The 20,218-nt window shown below is 69.0% G+C and carries 22 protein-coding genes; 12 read left to right on the plus strand and 10 right to left on the minus strand.

The features are described from left to right. Positions 1-29: 29 nt before the first annotated feature. Entirely contained in the window at positions 30-623 is a 594-nt protein-coding gene (locus LR394_RS01730; protein WP_231438522.1) for a hypothetical protein, read from the plus strand. 46 nt (positions 624-669) lie between these two features. Here the strand turns inward: LR394_RS01730 and LR394_RS01735 are convergent, their stop codons facing one another. The 5 genes from LR394_RS01735 to LR394_RS01755 are packed head-to-tail and all read right to left on the minus strand — an operon-like array spanning position 670 to position 6,036. Next, entirely contained in the window at positions 670-1,653 is a 984-nt protein-coding gene (locus tag LR394_RS01735) for an ABC transporter ATP-binding protein (RefSeq protein WP_231438523.1), read from the minus strand. 3 nt (positions 1,654-1,656) lie between these two features. Beyond that, positions 1,657-2,622: an ABC transporter ATP-binding protein gene (locus LR394_RS01740; protein ID WP_231438524.1), complete on the minus strand. Its 966-nt coding sequence runs from the start codon at positions 2,620-2,622 to the stop codon at positions 1,657-1,659. Then, on the minus strand, positions 2,622-3,557 hold the full coding sequence (locus LR394_RS01745) for an ABC transporter permease (protein WP_231438525.1): 936 nt from the start codon (positions 3,555-3,557) through the stop codon (positions 2,622-2,624). Before LR394_RS01745 ends, LR394_RS01740 begins: the two co-directional genes overlap by 1 nt. Continuing rightward, positions 3,554-4,483, minus strand: a complete 930-nt coding sequence (locus tag LR394_RS01750) for an ABC transporter permease (protein ID WP_231438526.1) — start codon at positions 4,481-4,483, stop codon at positions 3,554-3,556. The genes LR394_RS01745 and LR394_RS01750 overlap by 4 nt, the downstream gene beginning before the upstream one ends. Beyond that, positions 4,480-6,036, minus strand: a complete 1,557-nt coding sequence (locus LR394_RS01755) for an ABC transporter substrate-binding protein (protein ID WP_407936959.1) — start codon at positions 6,034-6,036, stop codon at positions 4,480-4,482. The genes LR394_RS01750 and LR394_RS01755 overlap by 4 nt, the downstream gene beginning before the upstream one ends. Before the next feature lie 193 nt (positions 6,037-6,229). Between LR394_RS01755 and kdgD the strand changes: the two genes are divergently transcribed. The 6 genes from kdgD to LR394_RS01785 are packed head-to-tail and all read left to right on the plus strand — an operon-like array spanning position 6,230 to position 12,073. Next, positions 6,230-7,141: a 5-dehydro-4-deoxyglucarate dehydratase gene (gene kdgD / locus LR394_RS01760; RefSeq protein ID WP_231438528.1), complete on the plus strand. Its 912-nt coding sequence runs from the start codon at positions 6,230-6,232 to the stop codon at positions 7,139-7,141. Further along, complete coding sequence (locus LR394_RS01765) at positions 7,141-8,718, plus strand: aldehyde dehydrogenase (NADP(+)) (RefSeq protein WP_231438529.1); 1,578 nt, start codon at positions 7,141-7,143, stop codon at positions 8,716-8,718. Before kdgD ends, LR394_RS01765 begins: the two co-directional genes overlap by 1 nt. Then, positions 8,715-10,073 carry an enolase C-terminal domain-like protein gene (locus tag LR394_RS01770; protein ID WP_231438530.1) on the plus strand — a complete coding sequence of 453 codons (1,359 nt, stop codon included), beginning with the start codon at positions 8,715-8,717 and terminating at the stop codon, positions 10,071-10,073. The genes LR394_RS01765 and LR394_RS01770 overlap by 4 nt, the downstream gene beginning before the upstream one ends. A 43-nt stretch (positions 10,074-10,116) precedes the next feature. After that, positions 10,117-11,052: a 2-hydroxyacid dehydrogenase gene (locus LR394_RS01775; RefSeq protein ID WP_231438531.1), complete on the plus strand. Its 936-nt coding sequence runs from the start codon at positions 10,117-10,119 to the stop codon at positions 11,050-11,052. Between the two features lie 11 nt (positions 11,053-11,063). Then, positions 11,064-11,438: a universal stress protein gene (locus tag LR394_RS01780; RefSeq protein ID WP_231438532.1), complete on the plus strand. Its 375-nt coding sequence runs from the start codon at positions 11,064-11,066 to the stop codon at positions 11,436-11,438. A gap of 53 nt (positions 11,439-11,491) precedes the next feature. Continuing rightward, the gene (locus LR394_RS01785) at positions 11,492-12,073 is read left to right on the plus strand and encodes a phosphate-starvation-inducible PsiE family protein (protein ID WP_231438533.1); all 582 of its coding nucleotides are present in this window, start codon (positions 11,492-11,494) and stop codon (positions 12,071-12,073) included. Here the strand turns inward: LR394_RS01785 and LR394_RS01790 are convergent. Beyond that, positions 12,054-12,542 (minus strand): GNAT family N-acetyltransferase, encoded by a 489-nt coding sequence (locus LR394_RS01790; protein WP_231438534.1) that lies wholly within the window; start codon positions 12,540-12,542, stop codon positions 12,054-12,056. The genes LR394_RS01785 and LR394_RS01790 overlap by 20 nt on opposite strands. 24 nt (positions 12,543-12,566) lie before the next feature. Between LR394_RS01790 and LR394_RS01795 the strand changes: the two genes are divergently transcribed. Further along, positions 12,567-13,073: a putative immunity protein gene (locus tag LR394_RS01795; protein ID WP_231438535.1), complete on the plus strand. Its 507-nt coding sequence runs from the start codon at positions 12,567-12,569 to the stop codon at positions 13,071-13,073. A 27-nt stretch (positions 13,074-13,100) separates the two neighbouring features. Here the strand turns inward: LR394_RS01795 and LR394_RS01800 are convergent, their stop codons facing one another. Continuing rightward, a complete protein-coding gene (locus LR394_RS01800; protein ID WP_231438873.1) occupies positions 13,101-13,742 on the minus strand; it encodes a response regulator in 642 nt (213 codons plus the stop codon). A 275-nt stretch (positions 13,743-14,017) separates the two neighbouring features. On the opposite strand from LR394_RS01800, the gene LR394_RS01805 reads away from it, so the two are divergent. Then, a complete protein-coding gene (locus tag LR394_RS01805; protein ID WP_231438536.1) occupies positions 14,018-14,857 on the plus strand; it encodes a universal stress protein in 840 nt (279 codons plus the stop codon). A gap of 87 nt (positions 14,858-14,944) precedes the next feature. Here LR394_RS01805 and LR394_RS01810 read toward each other — a convergent pair whose 3' ends face one another. The 3 genes from LR394_RS01810 to LR394_RS01820 all read right to left on the minus strand — a co-directional run bounded on the left by LR394_RS01810 (position 14,945) and on the right by LR394_RS01820 (position 16,660). Further along, positions 14,945-15,340 carry a universal stress protein gene (locus LR394_RS01810; RefSeq protein WP_231438537.1) on the minus strand — a complete coding sequence of 132 codons (396 nt, stop codon included), beginning with the start codon at positions 15,338-15,340 and terminating at the stop codon, positions 14,945-14,947. An 85-nt stretch (positions 15,341-15,425) separates the two neighbouring features. Further along, complete coding sequence (locus LR394_RS01815; RefSeq protein ID WP_231438538.1) at positions 15,426-15,875, minus strand: DUF1810 domain-containing protein; 450 nt, start codon at positions 15,873-15,875, stop codon at positions 15,426-15,428. Between the two features lie 215 nt (positions 15,876-16,090). Beyond that, positions 16,091-16,660: a helix-turn-helix domain-containing protein gene (locus LR394_RS01820; RefSeq protein WP_231438539.1), complete on the minus strand. Its 570-nt coding sequence runs from the start codon at positions 16,658-16,660 to the stop codon at positions 16,091-16,093. Positions 16,661-16,745: 85 nt separating this feature from the next. Here LR394_RS01820 and LR394_RS01825 point away from each other — a divergent pair, with 85 nt between their 5' ends. From LR394_RS01825 to LR394_RS42630, 3 genes are all read left to right on the plus strand, one after another. Beyond that, positions 16,746-17,417 (plus strand): AzlC family ABC transporter permease, encoded by a 672-nt coding sequence (locus tag LR394_RS01825; protein WP_231438540.1) that lies wholly within the window; start codon positions 16,746-16,748, stop codon positions 17,415-17,417. A gap of 94 nt (positions 17,418-17,511) precedes the next feature. Next, positions 17,512-17,820, plus strand: coding sequence for an AzlD domain-containing protein (locus LR394_RS01830; RefSeq protein ID WP_231438541.1), 309 nt, complete (start codon positions 17,512-17,514; stop codon positions 17,818-17,820). Positions 17,821-18,390: 570 nt separating this feature from the next. Next, positions 18,391-20,169, plus strand: a complete 1,779-nt coding sequence (locus LR394_RS42630; protein WP_231438542.1) for an acyltransferase family protein — start codon at positions 18,391-18,393, stop codon at positions 20,167-20,169. Positions 20,170-20,218 lie beyond the last annotated feature (49 nt).

The raw sequence follows: 20,218 nt of genomic DNA on the forward strand, positions 1-20,218 counted from the left end.
CCGGCCTTTCCACCTGCAATCATGGGGGCATGGAATCGGTCACCATTCAGGGCGGGGCCCCGCCCCGCCCGCTCAGCCAGGAGCTGCTGAGCGATATCGCCTTCTACGCGCAGGAGCTCGGCGCGCCGCTGGAGGTCCTGGCCGAGCGGTTCCGGGGCACCGAGGAGTTCGTGCCCTTCGCCGAGGATCTCGAGGCCGACCCCAGCTATGTGGTGCACGGGCTGCTGGAGGACGGCAACATGTGGATCCGGTTCACCGACCGGCCCGAGGACGATCTGCTGAAGCGGCTCGAGACGGAGCTGTCCATCCAGATCGACGTGCAGTGGGGTGCCCCGCTGAACGGCCCTTCCCTGGTGGCCATCTCGGAGACCATGTTCCGTGCGGTCGTCGACTTCCCGGGGGTTGTGCAGGTCGGCAGCGGCCTGTCCTCGGACCAGTCCGGCGACGTGATCCAGATCCGCTACCGGCTCGCCCCCGACACCACCGTCGACGTGGAACTGCTGCAGCAGCAGGCGCTGCGGGCCGGCGCGGCGGCCAGCCCGAGCGGTGCGATCCCGGTCGCGGTGGACTTCGCCGAGGATCCCGAACTCGACGCACAGCTGCAGTGGGAAGAGACCTACTGAGCCGGTGAGGGGACGGCGGTGCTCGCCCACCGCCGTCCCCTCATTTTCAGGCCAGGGCCAGTTGCCTGGGGGACTCCATCGGGTGGTGGCACTCGGCGCCGTGGTCCTTCGACTCCGGGTCCTGCACCAGCGGCGGTGCGGCACTGGCGCAGATGTCGGTGGCCTTCCAGCAGCGGGTCCGGAAGCGACAGCCCGACGGCGGGTTCAGTGGTGAGGGGATCTCGCCCTTGAGCAGGATCCGCTCACCCCGGTCAGCTTGGTGCAGCTTGGGCGCGGCCGACATCAGAGCAGCTGTGTAGGGGTGCTTCGGCCGCTCGAAAACCGCCTCGGTGGGGCCCTGCTCGACCACCCGGCCGAGGTACATCACGGCCACCCGGTCGGCCACGTGGCGCACCACCGACAGGTCGTGCGAGATGAACACGTAGCTCACCTGAAGCTGGCGCTGCAGGTCGTTGAGCAGGTTCAGGACCTGGGCCTGGACCGACAGGTCGAGGGCGGAAACCGGCTCGTCGCAGATGATCACGTCGGGCTGCAGAGCCAGGGCGCGGGCGATGCCCAGGCGCTGGCGCTGACCACCGGAGAACTCCTGCGGGTAACGATCGGCGTCGCTGGGGCGAAGACCCACCAGGTGCAGCAGTTCTCGCACCCGGGCGGCCCGGTCACGGGAGTTGGCGTACATGTGCTTGTGGGTCTTCCACGGCTCGGCGATGATCTGGCCGGCCGTCATCCGCGAGTTCAGCGAACCGTACGGGTCCTGGAACACCATCTGTACCCGCCGGCGCCAGGCCAGCAGCTGCTTGCCGCGCAGGGCGAACGGGTCGGTGCCGTCGAACCGGACCGTGCCGGCGTCCGGCTTCTCCAGCATCAGCAGGGTGCGGGCCAGGGTGGACTTGCCGCAGCCGGATTCGCCGACCAGGCCCAGGGTCTCACCCTTGCCCAACTTCAGGCTGATCCCGTCGAGCGCCTTGAGTTTGCCGTCCTTGACGTCGAACGTCTTGGTCAGGTCGTTCACCTCGAGCAGGTTGCTCATCGGTCAGACCTCCTCGGTGAAGTGGCAGGCGGCTTTGCGTTGGCCTTGGGTTGCTTTCAACTGGGGACGTTCGTCCCGGCATTTCTGCCGGGCCAGAGGGCAGCGGGCCTGGTAGACGCAGCCGCTCGGGATCGAGGCGAGGTCCGGTGGAGTACCGCCGATCGAGGCCAGTTCCTCACCGCGGGCCACGTGCACCGGAACCGAGTCCAGCAGGCCCTTGGTGTAGGGATGCCCGGGATCACCGAAGACCTCGGAGACCGGGCCGGTCTCGACCACGTGGCCGGCGTACATCACCGCCACCTTGTCGGCCTCCTCGGCCACCAGGGCCAGGTCGTGGGTGATCAGCACGACCGCCATCTCCCGCTCGGCCCGCAGGTCCTTCAGCAGGGCCATGATCTGGGCCTGCACGGTCACGTCGAGGGCGGTGGTGGGTTCGTCGGCCAGCAGCACGGTCGGGTTCAGGGCCACCGCCATGGCGATCAGCAGGCGCTGGCGCATGCCGCCGGAGAACTGGTGCGGGAAGGCGTCCACCCGCTTGTCCGGGTGCGGGATGCCGACCCGGCGCATCAGCTCGATCGCCTCGCCGCGGGCCTCCTTGGCCGACATCCGGCGGTGGATCCGGAACGGCTCGGCCAGTTGGGTACCCACCGTGTACACCGGGTTCAGGGCGGTCAGGGCGTCCTGAAACACGATGGCCAGCTCGGGCCCGGCCATCTGGCGGCGCTTGCGGCGGGAGGCCTTCACCAGGTCGGTGCCGTTGAGGGTGACCGAGCCCTGGGTGACCGAGGCGATCGGCTCGAGCAGACCGACGATCGCCTGCGCGGTCATCGACTTGCCGCAGCCGGACTCGCCGAGCAGGGCCAGGGTCTCGCCCTGCTCGGCCTCGAACCCGACGCCGTTCACGGCGCGCAGCGGGCCGTTGGGGGTCTCGATGTCGACGGTCAGGTCCTGGACGCTCAGTGCGGACATCACTTCACCTCTTTACGGCCGCGCTTGTGCCGCGGCAGGGTCAGGCGCCAGCGCTGGGCCGGGTCGGTGGCGAGCCGGGCCCAGGAGGCCAGGACGGTCGCCGAGACGGTGGTGATCACGATGGCCAGGCCGGGGAAGAACGAGAGCCACCAGGCGGTCTGGAGGTAGGTCCGGCCCTGCGCGACCATCAGGCCCCAGCTCACCGAGGGCGGCTGGATGCCGATCCCGAGGAAGCTCAGGGACGACTCCGAGAGCATCACGAAGCAGAAGTCCAGGGTGGCCACCGTCAGCAGGGTGGGCAGAATGATCGGGAGAACGTGCCGGAAGATGATCGCCGTCGGCTTCGTGCCGAAGGTGCGGGCCGCGTCCACGAACAGCCGGCTCTGCAGCTCGGCCGACTCGGCCCGGGCGGTGCGCAGGTAGATCGGGATCCGGGTGATCGCCAGCACCAGAACCAGATTGGCCGAGCTGGGCGAGAAGATGTACAGCACCACCACGGCCATCAGCAGCGAGGGGAAGCTGAGGATGATGTCGGCGATCCGCATCACCACGGTCTCCCGCCGGCCCCGGTGGTAACCGGCCCACATCCCGATCAGCGAGCCGATGACCAGGCTGAGCAGGACGGCCGGGACCGCAACCGAGAGCGTGGTGCGGCTGGCCACGATCAGCCGGGCCAGCACGCTGCGGCCCAGCGGGTCGGTGCCGAGGAAGTTGAGCCAGCCACCGTCCAGGGTGAACGGCTCGGCGTTGGCGTTCAGCAGGTTCTGCTCACGAGCCTGCTCGGCCACCAGCATCGGGCCGAAAACCGCGGTCAGGAAAACGAAGCAGAGGACGAGTGCGGCCAGGGTGGCGACTTTGTCCTTCAGCAGGAGGGTGAGGAGTTTCGGGTTCTGGCTTCGGGGAGCCTCGAGGGGGGTCTCCAGCGTCGCGCTCATGCCGAAACCTTCTCTCGGACGCGGGCATCGAGCAGTGCGTAGCCGATGTCGATGAGGATGTTGAGGACGAAGATCGAGACCGCGGTGAGCAGCACGCAGGCCTGCAGCACGGCGAAGTCCCGGCCCAGGATCGAGTCGATCATCAGCTTGCCGATGCCGGGCCAGCCGAAGATGGTCTCCACCACCACGGCGCCGTTGATCAGGCCGACCATCAGGTCACCGGCCACGGTCAGGGCCGGGGCGGCGGCGTTGCGCAGAGCATGGTGCGTGACCACCCTGAGGTCACCGGCGCCCTTGCTGCGGGCCAGCCGCACGTACGGGGCACTGAGCGCGCTGACCATGGCTCCCCGCACCACCTGGGTGAGCACCCCCAGCGGGCGGATCACCAGCGTGGCCACCGGCAGCACCCAGGAGGCCATGCCCCCGGTGACGCCGGAGGTGGGCAGCCAGCCCAGGCTCACCGCGAAGATCCAGACCCCGACGATGGCGAACCAGAAGTCCGGCACGCTGGCCGCGGTCATCGACAGGAAGCTGGAGATCCGGTCGGCCACCGAGTTCGGCCGGTAGGCGGCCCAGCTGCCGATGACCACCGCGCCGACCACTGCGATCAGCATGGTCGAGAAGGCCAGCTGCAGCGTAGCCGGGAAGGCCCGCAGCGCCATCGCGGCGGCGGACTCCCCGGTGCGCAGCGAGTCACCGAAGTCCAGCGTGAGCACCCCACCGAGGTAGTCCCACATCTGCACCCAGATCGAGTCGTCCAGGCCGTTGGCCTCGATGAAGTTCTGCCGTTGCTCGGGGGTGGCCGACACCGGCAGGTACAGGTTGGCCGGGTCGCCGGTCAGCCGGGCCAGGAAGAACACCCCCAGCAGCACGGCGATCAGCGGCAGCAGGCTGGTGACCGCACGGCGGCGCAGGAATCCGGTCATGACACGGGACTCATCTCTGCCAGGCGCATCTCGTCACCCGATGCCGAGTTCGGCCGGTACGAGACGTTCGGGGATTTGGCCATGATCGCGCTCATGTGCGCGATGTACGCGTACTGGGTGATCTCCTCCTGCTCGTACTGCCACAGCGCGGCCATCGCGTCCTGCCGTTCCTGACCGACCAGGGCCTCGGCGGCGCGGATCTTCTGGTCGAACTCCGCGGTGCCCCAGGAGCTCTGGTAGCCCTCGGCGAGCATGTACTGGTCCAGGGTGAACGCCGCGTCCCCGGCCTGGTTACCGTGCATGATCATCAGCAGGTACGGGCCGGTGTCCTTCGGGAACGGCCGGATCTGGTACTCCAGCTGGGCGTTCGTGTCCATCATCTCGATCTTCACGTTCAGCCCGGCCTTGGCCAGCTCGCCCTGGATCACCTCGATCGTCTCGGTGATCCGCGGGAACTGGGCGTTGCGGCCGATCAGCCGGATCTCGGTGTCCACCGGCACACCGTCGGCCCGGGCCTCGTCGACCAGCTGCTTGGCCCGGGCCGCGTCGTACGGCCAGATCTGCTCGTCGGGCTCGTAGCCGACGATGCCGTCCGGGATCAGCTCCCCGGCCGGCTGGGCCAGCTTCTCGAAAAGTGTTTCGGCGAGCAGCTTCCGGTCGATCACGTAGTTGACCGCCTGCCGGATCCGGATGTCGTCGAGCGGCGGCTGGTCGGCCTGCATCCGCAGGGCGGTGGTCTCGTTGTTGGCGTAGGCCACGGCCAGCTCGCCGGCGCCGTCCTCGGGGGCCAGGCTGGTGGCGATGTCCGCCTCACCGTTGGCCACCATCGCCGCCCGGACGCTGCCCTCGGCGCGCCAGACGTAGTTCACGTTCTTGTAGGCCGGCACCTCTCCCCAGTAGCCGGGGTTGCTCTCCAGCGAAAGTCGTTGTCCGGCCTGCCAGTCGGCCACCCGGTAGGGGCCGGTACCGATCGGCTCGCGCACCTTCTCGGTCGTACTGGTTTTGGTGGACACCATCTCGACGAACGACAGACGCAGCGGGAGGATCGGGTCGGGCTCGGGCGAGGTGACGGTGAGGGTGGTCTCGTCCACCGCCTCCACCTCGAGGTCGGTGTCGCCGAAGACGTAACCCTCCACCTCGCAGGCGAGATCGGAGTTCACCGCGCGGTCGATGGTGAAGGCCGCGGCCTCGGCGTCGAAAGGCGTTCCATCAGTGAACGTCACGCCTTCGCGGAGCTTGAACGTCCAGGTCTCCGGCGACGTCTGCTCCCACTCGGTGGCCAGCAACGGCTCCAGCTCACCGGAGTCCGGGTCCCGCTCGAGGAGTGGCTCGGTGATGTTGGAGCGCACCACCACGCCGGTGGCGGTGAGCGAGCTCTGACAGGCCTCCAGAGTCGGCGGCTCCTGGGGCAGAACGATTCTCAGGCCGTCCGCCCCGCCTCCGGTGACGTACTCGGAGTTGGCGACCGTGCAGCCGCTGGCGACCAGGGCCAGCCCGAGCAGTCCCGCTACCTTGGGCAGTCCCCGGGATCGGCGAATCGGTGGGCTCAACATTGAGTTCCTTCCGGCTGTCCACGGATGTGAACGCGATCTGGATTCGTAGACGTACCGTAGGTGGGCTCCTTTGTGACGTCAACCACGGAGTAGCGATGCTGTTGCGGTATCGATCCATGCTCAAGTGAGCTTGGACAGGTATCGAGATGGCTGCCTAGCGTGGTCGGCAACCCTCGACTTTCAGGAGCCGACGATGTCTCGTTTCTCGCCCACCGAACTGCGCGACGCCCTCGGGTCGGGCCTGCTGTCGTTCCCGGTCACGCACACCGACGCCGAACTCAATCTGGACGAGAACGGCCTGCGCGGGCACCTGCAGCACCTGCGCGAGTTCGACGCCACCGGCTTGTTCGCGGCCGGTGGGACGGGCGAGTTCTTCTGCCTCACCCCGGCCGAGGTGGAACGCGTGGTGCAGATCAGCGCCGAAGAGGTCACCGAGGTACCGGTGGTCGGACCGGCCGGCTACGGCACCGGGATCGCGGTCGAGATGGCCCAGGCCGCGGACCGGGCCGGGGCCGACGGCATCTTCCTGCTGCCGCCCTATCTGACCGAGATCGACCAGGAGGGCCTGTACGCCCACGTGGCCAAGGTCTGCTCCACCACCGAACTGGGCGTGGTGGTCTACCACCGGGCCAACGCCAAGTTCCACCACAGCACCGTGGACCGGCTGGTGGCCGACTTCGACAACTTCATCGGCTTCAAGGACGGCATCGGCGACATCGACCTGATGGCCCGGCTGTACGCCACGCACGGCGACCGGCTGGTCTACGTCGGCGGCCTGCCCACGGCCGAGACCTACGCGCTGCCGTACCTGGAGCTCGGCGCCACCACCTACTCCAGCGCGATCTACAACTTCGCCCCGCGCTGGGCCGGGGAGTTCTACCAGTCCGTGCGCAACCGCGACCGGGAGGACGTGTACCGGCGGCTGCGCGAGTTCGTCCTGCCCTACCTGGAGATCCGCAACCGGCGCTCGGGCTACGCCGTCTCGATCGTCAAGGCCGGGCTGCAGGCCGTGGGGCGTCCGGCCGGTTCGGTGCGCCCGCCGTTGGTGGACCTGACCGAGGCCGAGCTGGCTGATCTGACCGACCTGGTCAAGAAGGTGGCCTGATGGAACTCACCGGCGAGATGCTGATCGGGGCGGCGGCGGTCTACGGATCGGCGGGCAGCGTGGCCGGGCGGGACCCGCGTACCGGCGACGAGCTGAAACCGGTTTACGGGCTGGGCGGGGCCGAGGAGGTAGCGCGAGCCTCGGAGCTGGCGTGGGCGGCGTTCAAGACCTACCGCCAGACCGACGGCCCCGCCCGCGCGGACTTTTTGGACCGGATCGCCGCCAACCTGGAAGCCGTGGCCGAGCCATTGGTTGCCCGGGTTCAGGCCGAGACCGGTATTGCCGAGCCCCGGGTGCGCGGTGAACTCGCCCGCACGGTGAACCAGCTGCGGCTGTTCGGCCGGGTGCTGCGAGAGGGAAGCTGGATCGGCGCCCGCATCGAGCCCTCGCTGCCCGACCGCAAACCCCTTCCCCGCCCAGACCTACGCCAGCGCAAGATCCCCCTAGGTCCGGTCGCCGTGTTCGGCGCCTCGAACTTCCCCCTGGCCTTCTCGGTGGCTGGCGGGGACACCGCTTCTGCTCTGGCCGCCGGCTGCCCGGTCATCGTCAAGGCGCACAGTTCGCATCCGGGCACCTCGGAGATCGTTGGCCGGGCCATCCAGGCTGCCGTCGCCGAGTCGGGTCTCCCCGAAGGCGTCTTCTCCTTGCTCTACGGCGGCGGTTCGTCCCTAGGTACCGCACTCGTCTCGGACCCCCGTGTCCGCGCCGTGGGCTTCACCGGTTCGCGTACGGGCGGCCTTGCGCTCGCAGCCACCGCCGCCGCGCGCCCGGTTCCGATTCCGGTCTACGCCGAAATGTCCAGCGTTAACCCGGTCTTCCTGCTCCCCTCCGCACTGGAGGCTGATCCGGAGGGGCTTGGGGCGTCCTTTGTTACCTCCTTGACCACGGGTGTCGGCCAACTCTGCACGAATCCTGGTCTGATCTTCGCCATCGACTCCCCTGCGCTCGACGCGTTCCTGGCCGCCGCGTCCTCTGCTGTGAGCTCTTCTGCCGCAGCGCCAATGCTGAGCCGGGGAATCTGTTCTGCCTACGCGGAGGGCGCGCAGCGCTTCTCATCGCACAAGGCCGTGACCGCGGTGGCCGACGGGCTTACGGACGATTCGATCGACGCCCCGGGGATTACTCACCTTTACACGACCACGGGTTCTGCCTTCCTGGAAGACCATTCACTGCACGAGGAGGTCTTCGGGGCAACCTCGTTGGTGGTCCGGCTTACGGACGCTTCTCAGCTGCCCCTGGTGGTGGACGCACTGGAGGGACAGCTGACCGCGACGGTGCACGCCGTTGAGGCGGACCTGGCGGTGGCTTCGGATTTGCTGCCGGAGCTGGAGCTGAAGGTTGGCCGGGTGATCTTCAACGGCTGGCCGACGGGTGTGGACGTGGGGCAGGCGATGGTGCACGGTGGACCGTTCCCGAGCACGTTCGACGGACGCAGCACTTCGGTGGGCACGCTGGCGATCGAGCGGTTCCTGCGGCCGGTGGCCTATCAGGATCTGCCGGCTTCGCTGCGGCCGGCCGGGCTGGACGACGAAAATGCGTTGGGGATCTTCCGACAGGTGGATGGGGTTTTCGGATGACCGTGGGCGACGATGCCCGTACGGCCGCGAACACCGGCGCGGTTCCGGTGGTCACGAGCGTGCGGGTGGTGCCGGTGGCCGGCCAGGACAGCATGCTGCTCAACCTGAGCGGGGCCCACGCGCCCTACTTCACCCGCAACGTGGTGATCCTGACCGACTCCTCAGGCAATACCGGCCTGGGCGAAGTGCCCGGCGGCGAGGCGATCCGCTCCACGCTGACCGACAGCACGCCGTTCGTGGTGGGCCAGCCGATCAGCCACTACAACGCCGTTCTGCGCCAGGTACGCGCGGCCTTCGCCGACCGGGACGCGGGCGGCCGGGGTAAGCAGACGTTCGACCTGCGCACCACCGTGCATGTGCTCACCGCGCTGGAGTCCGCGCTGCTCGACCTGTTCGGTCAGCACCTGGGCGTTCCTGTAGCCGATCTGCTCGGCGAGGGTAAGCAGCGCGACGAGGTACGCATGCTCGGCTACCTGTTCTTCGTCGGCTCCAGCGGCAAGACCGATCTGCCTTATCGACAGGGCGACGGCGACCGCTGGGAGGTTCTCAGGGACCAGGAGGCGCTTACCCCCGAGGCGGTGGTGGCGCTGGCCGAGGCGGCTCAGGAGCGGTACGGCTTCGCCGACTTCAAGCTCAAGGGCGGCGTGCTGCCCGGCCCCGACGAGGTTGCCGCGGTTACGGCGCTGCACGAACGATTCCCGGACGCACGGATCACCTTGGATCCCAATGGCGCCTGGCCGTTGCGGCAGGCGATCGAGTACGGACGCTCGATGCGGGGTGTGGTGGCCTACGCCGAGGATCCGTGCGGGGCCGAGGGCGACTATTCCGGGCGTGAGGTGATGGCGGAGTTCCGCCGGGCCACCGGGCTACCCACCGCCACGAACATGATCGCGACCGACTGGCGGCAGCTCGGGCACGCGATCCAGGCCCAGGCGGTGGACATTCCGCTGGCCGACCCGCACTTCTGGACGATGGCCGGCTCGGTGCGGGTGGCCCAGCTCTGCGAGGCCTGGGGGCTGACCTGGGGCTCGCACTCGAACAACCATTTCGACATCTCGCTGGCCATGTTCACCCACGTCGGGGCGGCCGCCCCGGGCGAGATCACGGCGCTGGACACGCACTGGATCTGGCAGGACGGGCAACGCCTGACCCGCAGGCCCCCGGTGATCGAGAACGGCTGTGTGAAGGTCCCGGCCGCCCCCGGGCTGGGCCTGACGCTGGACGAGGACCGGCTGGCCGAGGCGCACGAGGTGTACCGGCGTAACGGCCTCGGCGCGCGGGACGACGCGATCTCCATGCAGTATCTGATCCCGGGCTGGTCGTTCGATCCCAAGCGCCCCGCCCTGGACCGCTGAAAACCCGAGCCGGCCACCGGCGTCCTCGATTGGAATCCAGAACATGACCGTGCTGCAGGTCGGGCCGCTGATGCCCACGCTGACCGAGACGCTCCAACGGCGCTACCAGGCGCTGCTGCTGCCGGAGGAGGGTGAACTGCGCACCGCCTTCCTGGCCGAGCAGGCCGCGGGCGTCGACGTGGCCGTCACCTCGGGCGGCACCGGGGTCTCGGGTGCGCTGATGGCGCAGCTGCCCAACCTGAAGGCGGTGATCAACTTCGGCGTCGGTTACGACACCACCGACGTGGACGCCGCCCGCGAGCGCTCGATCCTGGTCAGCAACACCCCGGACGTGCTGACCGACTGCGTGGCCGACACCGCAGTGGCCCTGCTGCTCGACGTGATGCGCGGTTTCAGCGCCTCGGACCGCTTCGTCCGGGCGGGGCAGTGGCCGGAGGGCAAGTTTCCGCTGACCCGCCAGGCCAGCAACCGCAAGGTCGGCATCCTCGGACTAGGCCGGATCGGGGGTGCGATTGCCCACCGGCTGGTCGCTTTCGGTTCCACGATCAGCTACCACAACCGTCGTCAGGTGGCGGCCAGCCCGTACCGCTACTACGCCGACCTGGCCGAGATGGCCCGCGACGTAGATGTTCTCGTGGTCGCGGCAGCCGGTGGGGCAGCCACGCAGGGGCTGGTCAGCCGCGAGGTACTGACCGCGCTCGGGCCGCACGGGTATCTGGTCAACATTGCCCGGGGCAGCGTCGTGGACGAGGACGCCCTGGTGGAACTGCTGGTCAGTGGGGGTTTGGCGGGGGCCGGGCTGGACGTGTTCGCGCACGAGCCGAAGGTGCCGCAGCCGCTGCTGGAGCTGGACAACGTGGTGCTGCTGCCGCACGTGGGCAGCGGCACGGTGGAGACCCGCGCCGAGATGGAGAGCCTGACGCTGGCCAACCTGGACAGCTTCCTGCACTCCGCCATCGTGCTGAACCCGGTCTACTGAGAGGAACCGAAATGAGCATCGTCGTCGGTTATTTCCCCACCGCGGAGGGCCGGGCCGCGCTCCGGCACGGGATCGACGAGGCGCTGCACCACCAGAGCGATCTGCTGGTGATCAGTGATCCGGCCGACGCCGAGGCCTGCGCAGTGGACGTGAAGTCCGCCGGTGCCTCCGGAGTGGCGATCTCTTCCCGGCCGGCCGGTGAGGCCGGGATGGCGGCCGAACTGATCGATGCCTCCTACGCCGAGGGGGTGACGCTGCTGGTGATCGGGCTGCGGCGGCGCTCGCCGGTGGGGAAGCTGCTGATGGGCAGCATCTCCCAGCAGGTGCTGCTCGAGGCCCAGTGCCCGGTGGTGGCGGTGAAACCTCAGGTCAGCACGGTCGGCTGACTGCTCTGCGGTGTCGGGTCGCGAAGATCGACTTCCGACCCGACACTGGCGGCATGCCCAGCTCAGAAGAGGTCTCGAAGACCGCGGACGACGCCATGGACGGTGTGGACGGCACCAGTCACAAGATCGCCGACTTCGGGGAGCGCACGCTGCGCCTGACCGAGGACGCGATCTACGTGGCGGTGGCCGCGCTGCTGGTCGTCGGCGCCGGGGTGCTACTGGTGGATGCGGCGATGGAGCTGGGCGGGATCACCGACAAGCCGGACCAGGCGGTGCTCAAGCTGCTGGACCGGCTGCTGCTGGTGTTCATCCTGGTCGAGCTGATCTTCGCGGTCCGCACCACGCTGGCCCGGCGGGAGATCGTGGCCGAGCCGTTCCTGATCGTCGGGATCATCGTCTCGATCAAGGAGATCATCCTGCTGTCGGTCGAGGTGGCCAACGTGCTGGAGGGCAGCCCGACCACCAGCGGCACCCGGGACCCGTCCGAGTTCGCTTGGCAGATCGGCCTTCTCGGATTCCTGGTGATCCTGCTGTCGGTCAGCGTGCTGTTGCTGCGCAGGAAGGAGCGCGAGCCGGCCGAGGGCCAGGAGAACCCTCAGCCGGACATCGAGCAGGCTAGAACTTCTGGTACATGACGTGCAGGCCGACCCGGCCGTGGCGCTTGCTGTCGAAGGCCTCGGGCACGATCCCGATCGTCTCGAAACCCAGCGAGTGCCAGAGCTTCACGGCCACTGTGTTGCTCTCCACCACGGCGTTGAACTGCATGCCGTGATACCCCTGCGAGCGCGCCCAGTCCAGCACGTGCACCCCGAGCGCCCGGCCCACGCCCTTGCCCCGGGCCGTGGACGAGACCATGAAACTGGCTGTGGAGACGTGTGATCCGCGCCCCGGCCGGTTCGGCCCGGAGTGCGCGGTGCCGAGGATCGTGCCGTCGTCGTCGACCGCGACCACGGTGAGCAGCTGCCCTTCTCCGGCCCAGACCTCCCGGCAGGTCTCTTCGGACCAGTCCGGGTCGTAGGCGTACGTCTCGCCGCCCTCGATCACCTCGCGGATGATCGAGTACACGGCCGGCCAGTCGGCGTCCTCGAGAGCTCTGATCTGCACCCGGCCACCTTAGAGTAGGTACTCGTGGCGGACTTCGAGCTGAGCCTGGACGAGATCCGCGCGGTCACCGGCTTCGCAGTGGCCTGCGCGCAGACTGTCCTGCCGATCTACGAACAGGCCGATCCGGACGACCCACGCCCGCGCGAGGCGATCGAGGCGGCCCAGGCGTTCGCCGAGGGGGCGGCCCGCACGAAGCGGCTGCGTGACTGCGCGTGGGCGGCGCACGAGGCCGCCCGGGACAGCCACGACGCGATGAACGCTTCGGCCAGTTCGGCGGCCCGCGCGGCCGCGCACACCTGTGGGGCGGCGTTCCTGCATCCGCTGGCCAAGGCGACCCAGGTGATGCACATCCTGGGGTCAGCGGCCCACGCCACGCGAGCCTTCGAACTGACCGGCCAGGAGGACTTCGTCTCGATGCCGAGCCTGGCCGGGCCGGTCGTGGTCGACGTCCTGCGTCGCTACCCGCCCGCGCCTGCGGGCAGTACGCGGGTCACGAAACTCGTCCGTCAGTTCGACGACGCACTTCGCTGAAAGAGCCGACCATCGGCCGGACGACGGTCAGTTGCCCTTGATCAGCTTGGTGGCCAGGATCGCGGCCTGGGTGCGCCGCTCCACGCCCAGCTTGGCCAGCAGCGAGGACACGTAGTTCTTCACCGTCTTCTCGGCCAGGAACAGGGTCTCGCCGATCTGCCGGTTGGTCATTCCCTGGGCGATCAGCTCCAGGATGCGGCGCTCCTGGGCGGTGAGGGAGGCCAGCTGGTCCGGCTCGGAGGGCTTTTCGCCGTTGCGGATGCGCTCCAGGACCTTCAGCGTCACCGACGGGTCGAGCAGGCTCTGGCCCTGCGCCACCGTGCGCACCGCGTTGAGCAGGTCGGTACCGCGCACCTGCTTGAGCACGTAACCCGCGGCGCCCGCCATGATCGCGCTGAACAGCGCCTCGTCGTCCTGGTAGGAGGTGAGGATCAGCGCCTTGATGTTCGGGTCGGCCGAGCGCACCTCACGGCAGACGTCGATGCCGCTACCGTCCGGAAGCCGGGCGTCGAGAATGGCGACGTCGGGGCGCAGGGCGGGGATTCGGCGCTGCGCCTCCTGGGCGGAGCCGGATTCCCCGACGACCTCGATGTCACCGGCCGCCTCGAGCAGGGCGACCAGTCCACGCCGGACGACCTCGTGGTCGTCGAGCAGGAAGACCCGGATCAAAGTCCTCTCCTCGCCTTCGTCGCTGGCGGTCCGCCGGACCACCTCTCGATGCCCTCCGCCCGGTTGCGGAAAGCCTCTCGCCCCCAACCGTATCGATCTATTCCGGTACAGGCGAAAGTCGTTGGACCCCACCTGTGCGCACAGTGACGGGACTTAGGTCCCGAACCCCGATGTCCAGGGCCTCTGAACTGCTGTGGTAACGCAGCGGATTCTGGAGATGCGGTTCACACCCATCGATCTGGTCGATGAGGCCGCCGGGAAGATGGGAGATGGCCATGAACGGTGAACACACGCCACGGATCGTGGCCGGTTTCGACGGCCGCTGGCAGCACACCCAGTTGCTCGACCGCGCCGCCCAGGAGGCGGAACGCCGGCATCTGCCGCTGACGCTGATCACCGACCTGCGCCGGCGGACCGGGGCCGGGCGCGACCCGCGCGACACCCATCGCGACGACGCCCCCAGTGTGGTGGCGGCCTGGCGACGGCTGACCGACGCGGTGGAGGCGCTGCGGCTGCGCTACCCGTTGCCCAACATCAGCGGATACTGCCTGGACGACGCGGACATCCAGCCCGGCGCCTTCCCGATCAGCGCCGCCCGGCTGCTGGTGATCGGCTCCTCCGGCCGCTACAACGCCCCGGCCTGCGAGCCCGGCTCGGTCAGCGCCGCCCTGCTGCGGGCCGCCGGCTGCCCGGTGCTGGTGGTGCCGGAGAACGCGCCCCGCCGCCCGCTCGGCGCCCATCCGTTCGTCCTGGCCGCGGTCGGGCCGCACCCCTCCGACATGCAGGTGGTCAAGGCGGCGGCGGTGGAGGCCCGGCGCCGCGGGTTCGATCTGCAGGTGCTGCACGTCGAGCCGAGCCACGGCAACTCCGGCTGGGGTGTCGCCGAGGCGGTCAAGAGCGTGCCGGACGTGCAGTTCAGCGTGGTGCGGACCACCGGCGACCCGGCCAATGCACTGGCCGACCTCGGGCAGGACGCCGAACTGCTGGTGGTGGGCAGCCGCCCGGGCGAGCTCTACCGGCCGGTGCGCGAGTCGATCAGCCGCGGGGTGTTGCTGGCCCCGCCCTGCCCGGTGCTGGCCATCCCCCGCGAACTGCCGGTCACGGCCGTCTCCTGAGGACTCATGTCCGGCTCGCCCTGGCTGGTGGGGCGGGCCGGGCATGATCAGGGGCGCTTTGGTTCCGGCGTTTGATCCAGAGCCTGGTCAGGCCAGGGCTTCGTGCCGGTGCTGGATCCGGATCACCGGGCAGGCGGCGGCCCCGGCCAGCGCCTGACACTCCTGCGACCCCAGCACCATCAGCGTGGCCTGGGCGGACTCCTGGAGCAGGACCTCCTCGGCCCGGCCCGGCCGCGCACAGGTGATCACCGGCAGCCAGGGGTACTCGGCGTGGATCATCATCGCCAGGGTGTCCAGGCCGGACTGGGTCGAGTCCTGCTCGGGCGGCTCGCATGCCTGCACCAGACGCAGCGCGGCGCCCCGGCGGTAGGCCTCGTCGGCGCCGAAGACGATCGCGCCACGGCTGCACTCGGAGTAGCTCACGCCGACCACCACCACGTCCCGGCTCGTCTGCTCGAGCGGAGCGAACAGGGGACGCGTCATGAGGGCCTCCGGAATCGGCGCAAATGGGATTCCAGATCAGTTTGAGCAGCCGTTCCCACCCTGAGAGGGGCCGAAGGTCCCGAAGCTATTCCTCGGGGAACGCCTCGCCCAGCCGAGCCGTTGTGGCGCTGTCCTCCACCCCGCCGAAATACTTCTTCAGCACCGAGCGGAACTCCTCGCGCTCCGGAGCGGCGTACGCGAAAAGCGTCATCGAAGAACGAAGTTTGGCGGCGTCGACCGGGCCCAGGATCTGGTCGGCGTCGGACCGGGGCAGGCCGTCGAGGATGCCGGCGCATTCCTGCAGACGCGGGCCAAGCACCGGATGGGCCAGGTAGGCGCGGGCCTCGGGCAGGCCGTCGATCGCGTAGCGCACCGACATCGCGCTCAGCCCCAGCCCGGCGACCTGCGGAAACACGAACCACATCCAGTGACCGACCTTCTCGCCCGCGCGCAGCTCGGCGACCGCCCGGGCGTAGGTGCCGCCGGAGTCCTGCGCCTCGACGAACCGGGCCAGGTCGAAGGGGTCATCGTTCATGGGTCGCGAGCCTAGGGCCTGTCCTGTGGATCAGGGCCGTAGCGAGGAGGTGCCCGGGGCGCTGGCTGACGTGGCCGGTGGGGCCCCTCGCAATGGTTTTGCGTGGGGCCACGCCGGACGCGGTCAGACGGCGTCACGGGTGCCCCGCAGTAGGCAAAGATCCGCAGGACAGGCCCCCTAGGGCCTGGTTCTCTCCGGGTGCAGGACCGCGCCGGTCAGCGGCTCTCGCTGATCAGCGTCGCGATCACGCCCGGAGTGAGCGCCTGGAACATGTGCTCCACGTCGCCGGGGTAGACCATGTAGTCGCCCGGGCCCAGCTCGACCGGGTTGCTCGTCGGCCCGACCAGCGCCTGCCCCGAGCCCACGATCACGTGCTCGATGGTGCCCACCCGATGCGGGTCGGAGATCCGGCCCGGACCGATCTCCACGTTCAGCCGGTACAAGTCCCGCGCCACCCCGGCCGGCCCGGCCGACATCAGATACGCCGCATAGTCGCCCTGCTCGGACTGCAGCGCCGTACCCTCGCCGTTGCGGACCACGCCGATCTTGGGGCGCGGCGGATCGACCAACCGGCTGACCGGCAGATCGAGCGCGGTGGCCAGCGCCCAGAGCGTCTCCACGTTCGGGTTACCGGCGCCCGACTCCAGCTGGGACAGCGTGGACTTGGCCAGCCGGGCCTGCTTGGCCAGCTCGCTGAGCGACATCCCGCTGCGCTCGCGCTCGCTGCGCAGGGCGGCCGCCAGCACGGCCTTCGGATCGAGCTGAACTTCGTCTTCGGGAAGCATGTTCGCTATACCGATCACTCGTTCTGTTTGACGAACGCCCTAGGGTGCGTTCATCCTTACGGACATGCGTTCAGTATGGCGAACGGTGGAGAGAAAGCACGCGCGGGCCATCGCCTTACTGTGCGTGGCCGACGCCCTGGTGGCCATGTCGTTCGGGGCGATCGCGGTCGGCGGCGGCCTGCAACCCTGGATCCCGATCGTCCTGTCACTGCTCGTCTTCGCTGGTGGCGCCCAGTTCGCAGCGGTCGGCACGGTCCTTTCCGGCGGCTCGGCCACCGCCGCCGTGGCCACCGGCCTGCTCCTGAACGCCCGCCTGCTGCCGTTCAGCTTCAGCGTGGCCGACGCGATCAAAGGTGGCAGTCCGCTACGTCAGGCGTTCGGTGCGCAGATCGTCACCGACGAGACCGTAGCCATGGCCATCACCGAACGGGACCGCGAACGCCGGGCAGCGGTGTTCTGGGCCTGCGGGATCTCGCTCTTCATCTGCTGGAACCTGGGCGTGGCAGTGGGTGCAGCGGCCGGCTCCTGGATCGGCGACACCGACGCCCTCGGCCTGGACGCCGCCTTCCCGGCCGTACTGGCAGCCATCGTGCTGCCCGCCCTCAACAGCACCCGGCTACGCCTCTCGGCCGGAATCGGCTCGGCCGTAGCCGTTCTCAGCACCCCCTTCCTGGCCGCCGGACTACCCGTGCTCGCCTCCCTCACCGGCCTCATCGCCCTTGCCCGCCAAGGCAAGGTCCTTGACCGCGGTCGGTAGAGCCGGCCCTGCATACCCACTCAACCAGCCGCCCCACCGCAGGCGTTCCGACCGACCCGACCACCAGGTCCCTCATCACCGAAGGCCCGCCATCATGCCGATCGCCGCCATCTTCGCCCTGGCCGCAGGAACTTTCGCCTTTCGCAGGGCCGGACCGCTGCTGGCCGACCACTACCAGTTCTCCGAATCGGCCCAGGCCTGGATGACCTCGGCGGCCACCACGCTGCTGGCCGCCCTGATCGCCACGAGCACCCTGGTCCAGGACGGCGCTTTCGCGGGCTGGGCCCGGTTCGCGGGGGTTGGCCTGGCGGTGGTGCTGGTGCTCGCCAAGGCTCCGTTTCCGCTGGTGGTGATTGCGGCGGCCGGTACCACGGCGGTGCTGCGTCAGTTCGGCGTGGCCTGAGTGCGGGACTGGATCCGAGTCCTGGCACCGGCCTTCGGCGTCGTGGAAGAGGGCGGCCTCGGCGTCGGTGGTTTGAGGCCGGCAGAGAGAAACGTGTACACCTGGTACTAAGTGGACTTGATGTACGCATTCGCGAGGTGCGTCCAGCGGCGTCGGTTCTAGGTCGGACAAGCCCGGCCAGGCCGATTTCATTGCCCGGGGCACCCGCATTCGGCTTTTGTCCGATAATCAGACCGTCCACGGTCGGTGTGAAACCCATTCCACAGAGTGCATCGCGTATTCATTGCTGATAGCCGCTTAACGATCAAATGTGATCCTGGTCGCGGCAACCTTTCGTCCGCAGGCTTCGCCGATGATCATGCTCGCCGGGACTGACCTGCGGCGAGTGCGCTCCGCAGCCCACTTCGGACGTCACGTCATGGCAAGCTGGGTGACCGTTCGCCTCCGGAGGTATTGACGGCAGATTCATGGGCTTTTGATTTACGCCTGACCTCCCGCGCAGCAGCATTCCGGCGAATCTGAAATCAGTGCGAGCGAAGCCTGCCGAAAACGGGCTGAAGGGAGAACACAGTGGTCCCCAAGGAGCCGACGCCGCTGCCTGTCCGGCCCCGGCGGGACTTCGAGGCCGGGCCGGTCACCGGCGCGTCGCTGGCCACCGGGCAGATCCCGGTGCTCGACCCGCAGCCGGGCCAGAAGGATCCGTCCGCTGAAGCCGTCCCGGCCAGTGGCGCCCAGCCGACCACCGCTCCCAGCAGCACGGCGGTACCCAGCAGTGCGGTGTCGGAGGCGGACGAGGAACCCGAGATACGAAGACCGGCTGTTGCGCCGCTCGACGACGATGCGGCCTGGACAGCGAGCCTGAAGCTGCCGTCGGCCGATGAGAGCTGGCAGGGCGCGCAGGGCGACTGGAACTACCCTCAGATCTTCGACGCACCGTCCCCGGCTTTCGCCGAAGAGGTGCACCGGGCACCTCACCAGCCGAAGACGACGGAGCAGCCGAAGGCGACGGCACCGGAGGCCGCACCGACGCCCAAGATCACCGAAGGTGAGCCGAAGGCGCAACCCGGCCCCGCCACGTCTCAAGTTCACCAGACCCAGCCCGAGATCGGTCCGGCCACCGCGCCGACCACCGCGCTCCCGCTGCGCCGCGACGTCCGTGAACGCAACACCGAACCAGCTCCCCGCCGCTCGCGTCTGCGCACGGCTCTCGGCATTCTGAAAAACGCTCTGGGCCGCCGGAAAACGCGGCCGCACCGGGGAAGCGCCGACTCCAAGACGCTGGGTGCCCGGTTCACCCCGCGCAACAACCACCTCGGCCTGATGCGTCTGGGGCTGGCCCTGGTGGTCGGCTTCACCCACGCCGCGCTGATCGGCTACGGCTGGCAGCCGATGGTCGGGCGCACCGAGATCGGCGCGCTCTGCGTCGACGCGTTCTTCGTGCTCAGCGGGTTCCTGCTGGTCGGCAGCTATCTGCGGCTGGACTCGGTGCGCCGCTACGCCTGGCACCGGTTCCTGCGGATCATGCCCGGGTTCTGGGTGTGCCTGGTGATCAGCGCCACCCTGATGGCCCCGCTGATCGCCTGGCAGCAGGGCCAGCCGATGAGCAGCCTGCTCTCCGGCCAGAACTCGGCGGTGGACTACGTGATCCGCAACGCTGCGCTGCTGATGCGCCAGTGGGGGATCGACGGCCTGCCGACCGACGTGGAGATGGCCGGGGTGCTGAACGGCTCGCTCTGGACGCTCTTCTACGAGGCCGCCTGCTACGCCTCGATCATCGCGCTGGGGGTGTGCGGCGGGCTGCGCCGGCGCCCGGTGATGACGCTGGGCGCGGTGGGGGCGCTCTGGGTGGTCACGGTGCTGAACGAGTACCAGATCCTGTACATCGGCCAGGAGCGCATCCTGCGGCTGTCGTTCATGTTCCTGATCGGCTCGGTGCTGTACCTCTACGCCCACCACGTGCCGATGAACCGCCTGCTCACGGTGGTCGCGAGCGGGGTCGTGGTGGCCGGCGTGGTGTTCTTGGAGGACTACCGGGTGATTGCCGGCCCGGCCTTCGGCTACGTGCTGATGGCGCTGGCGGTCTCCCGGGTGCGCCTGCCCGAGCCGCGCACCGACATCTCGTACGGCCTGTACGTGTACCACTGGCCGCTGCTGCAGATCCTCAACCTGTTCGGCCTGGCCGCGCTGAGCATCTGGGCGTTCGTGCCGGTCGGCCTGGCCGTGTCGGCGGTGGTCGCGCTGGCTTCGTGGAAGCTGGTGGAGAAGCCGGCCCTGACGTTCAAGGACGCGGGCTGGGTGACCTGGAAGCTGCCGGTCCCCCGGCCGGCCACCTCCGAGGCCCGGGCCTGACAGTTCCAAAAGCACACAGCGGGTGAACCAAAGGACGCTCCGCGCGCCT

The sequence above is a fragment of the Kineosporia babensis genome (assembly GCF_021129305.1).
Lineage (GTDB): Bacteria > Actinomycetota > Actinomycetes > Actinomycetales > Kineosporiaceae > Kineosporia > Kineosporia babensis.

Bases quoted from the DNA above. Each gene is read 5' to 3' on its own strand.
- LR394_RS01775 (WP_231438531.1), top strand. From the start codon at position 10,117: ATGACCGTGCTGCAGGTCGGGCCGCTGATGCCCACGCTGACCGAGACG.
- LR394_RS01815 (WP_231438538.1), bottom strand. From the start codon at position 15,875: ATGAACGATGACCCCTTCGACCTGGCCCGGTTCGTCGAGGCGCAGGAC.
- LR394_RS01820 (WP_231438539.1), bottom strand. From the start codon at position 16,660: ATGCTTCCCGAAGACGAAGTTCAGCTCGATCCGAAGGCCGTGCTGGCG.
- kdgD (WP_231438528.1), top strand. From the start codon at position 6,230: ATGTCTCGTTTCTCGCCCACCGAACTGCGCGACGCCCTCGGGTCGGGC.
- LR394_RS01750 (WP_231438526.1), bottom strand. From the start codon at position 4,483: ATGACCGGATTCCTGCGCCGCCGTGCGGTCACCAGCCTGCTGCCGCTG.
- LR394_RS01735 (WP_231438523.1), bottom strand. From the start codon at position 1,653: ATGAGCAACCTGCTCGAGGTGAACGACCTGACCAAGACGTTCGACGTC.
- LR394_RS01805 (WP_231438536.1), top strand. From the start codon at position 14,018: ATGAACGGTGAACACACGCCACGGATCGTGGCCGGTTTCGACGGCCGC.
- LR394_RS01755 (WP_407936959.1), bottom strand. From the start codon at position 6,036: ATGTTGAGCCCACCGATTCGCCGATCCCGGGGACTGCCCAAGGTAGCG.
- LR394_RS01765 (WP_231438529.1), top strand. From the start codon at position 7,141: ATGGAACTCACCGGCGAGATGCTGATCGGGGCGGCGGCGGTCTACGGA.
- LR394_RS01745 (WP_231438525.1), bottom strand. From the start codon at position 3,557: ATGAGCGCGACGCTGGAGACCCCCCTCGAGGCTCCCCGAAGCCAGAAC.
- LR394_RS01740 (WP_231438524.1), bottom strand. From the start codon at position 2,622: ATGTCCGCACTGAGCGTCCAGGACCTGACCGTCGACATCGAGACCCCC.
- LR394_RS01810 (WP_231438537.1), bottom strand. From the start codon at position 15,340: ATGACGCGTCCCCTGTTCGCTCCGCTCGAGCAGACGAGCCGGGACGTG.
- LR394_RS01730 (WP_231438522.1), top strand. From the start codon at position 30: ATGGAATCGGTCACCATTCAGGGCGGGGCCCCGCCCCGCCCGCTCAGC.
- LR394_RS01780 (WP_231438532.1), top strand. From the start codon at position 11,064: ATGAGCATCGTCGTCGGTTATTTCCCCACCGCGGAGGGCCGGGCCGCG.
- LR394_RS01770 (WP_231438530.1), top strand. From the start codon at position 8,715: ATGACCGTGGGCGACGATGCCCGTACGGCCGCGAACACCGGCGCGGTT.
- LR394_RS01830 (WP_231438541.1), top strand. From the start codon at position 17,512: ATGCCGATCGCCGCCATCTTCGCCCTGGCCGCAGGAACTTTCGCCTTT.
- LR394_RS01785 (WP_231438533.1), top strand. From the start codon at position 11,492: ATGCCCAGCTCAGAAGAGGTCTCGAAGACCGCGGACGACGCCATGGAC.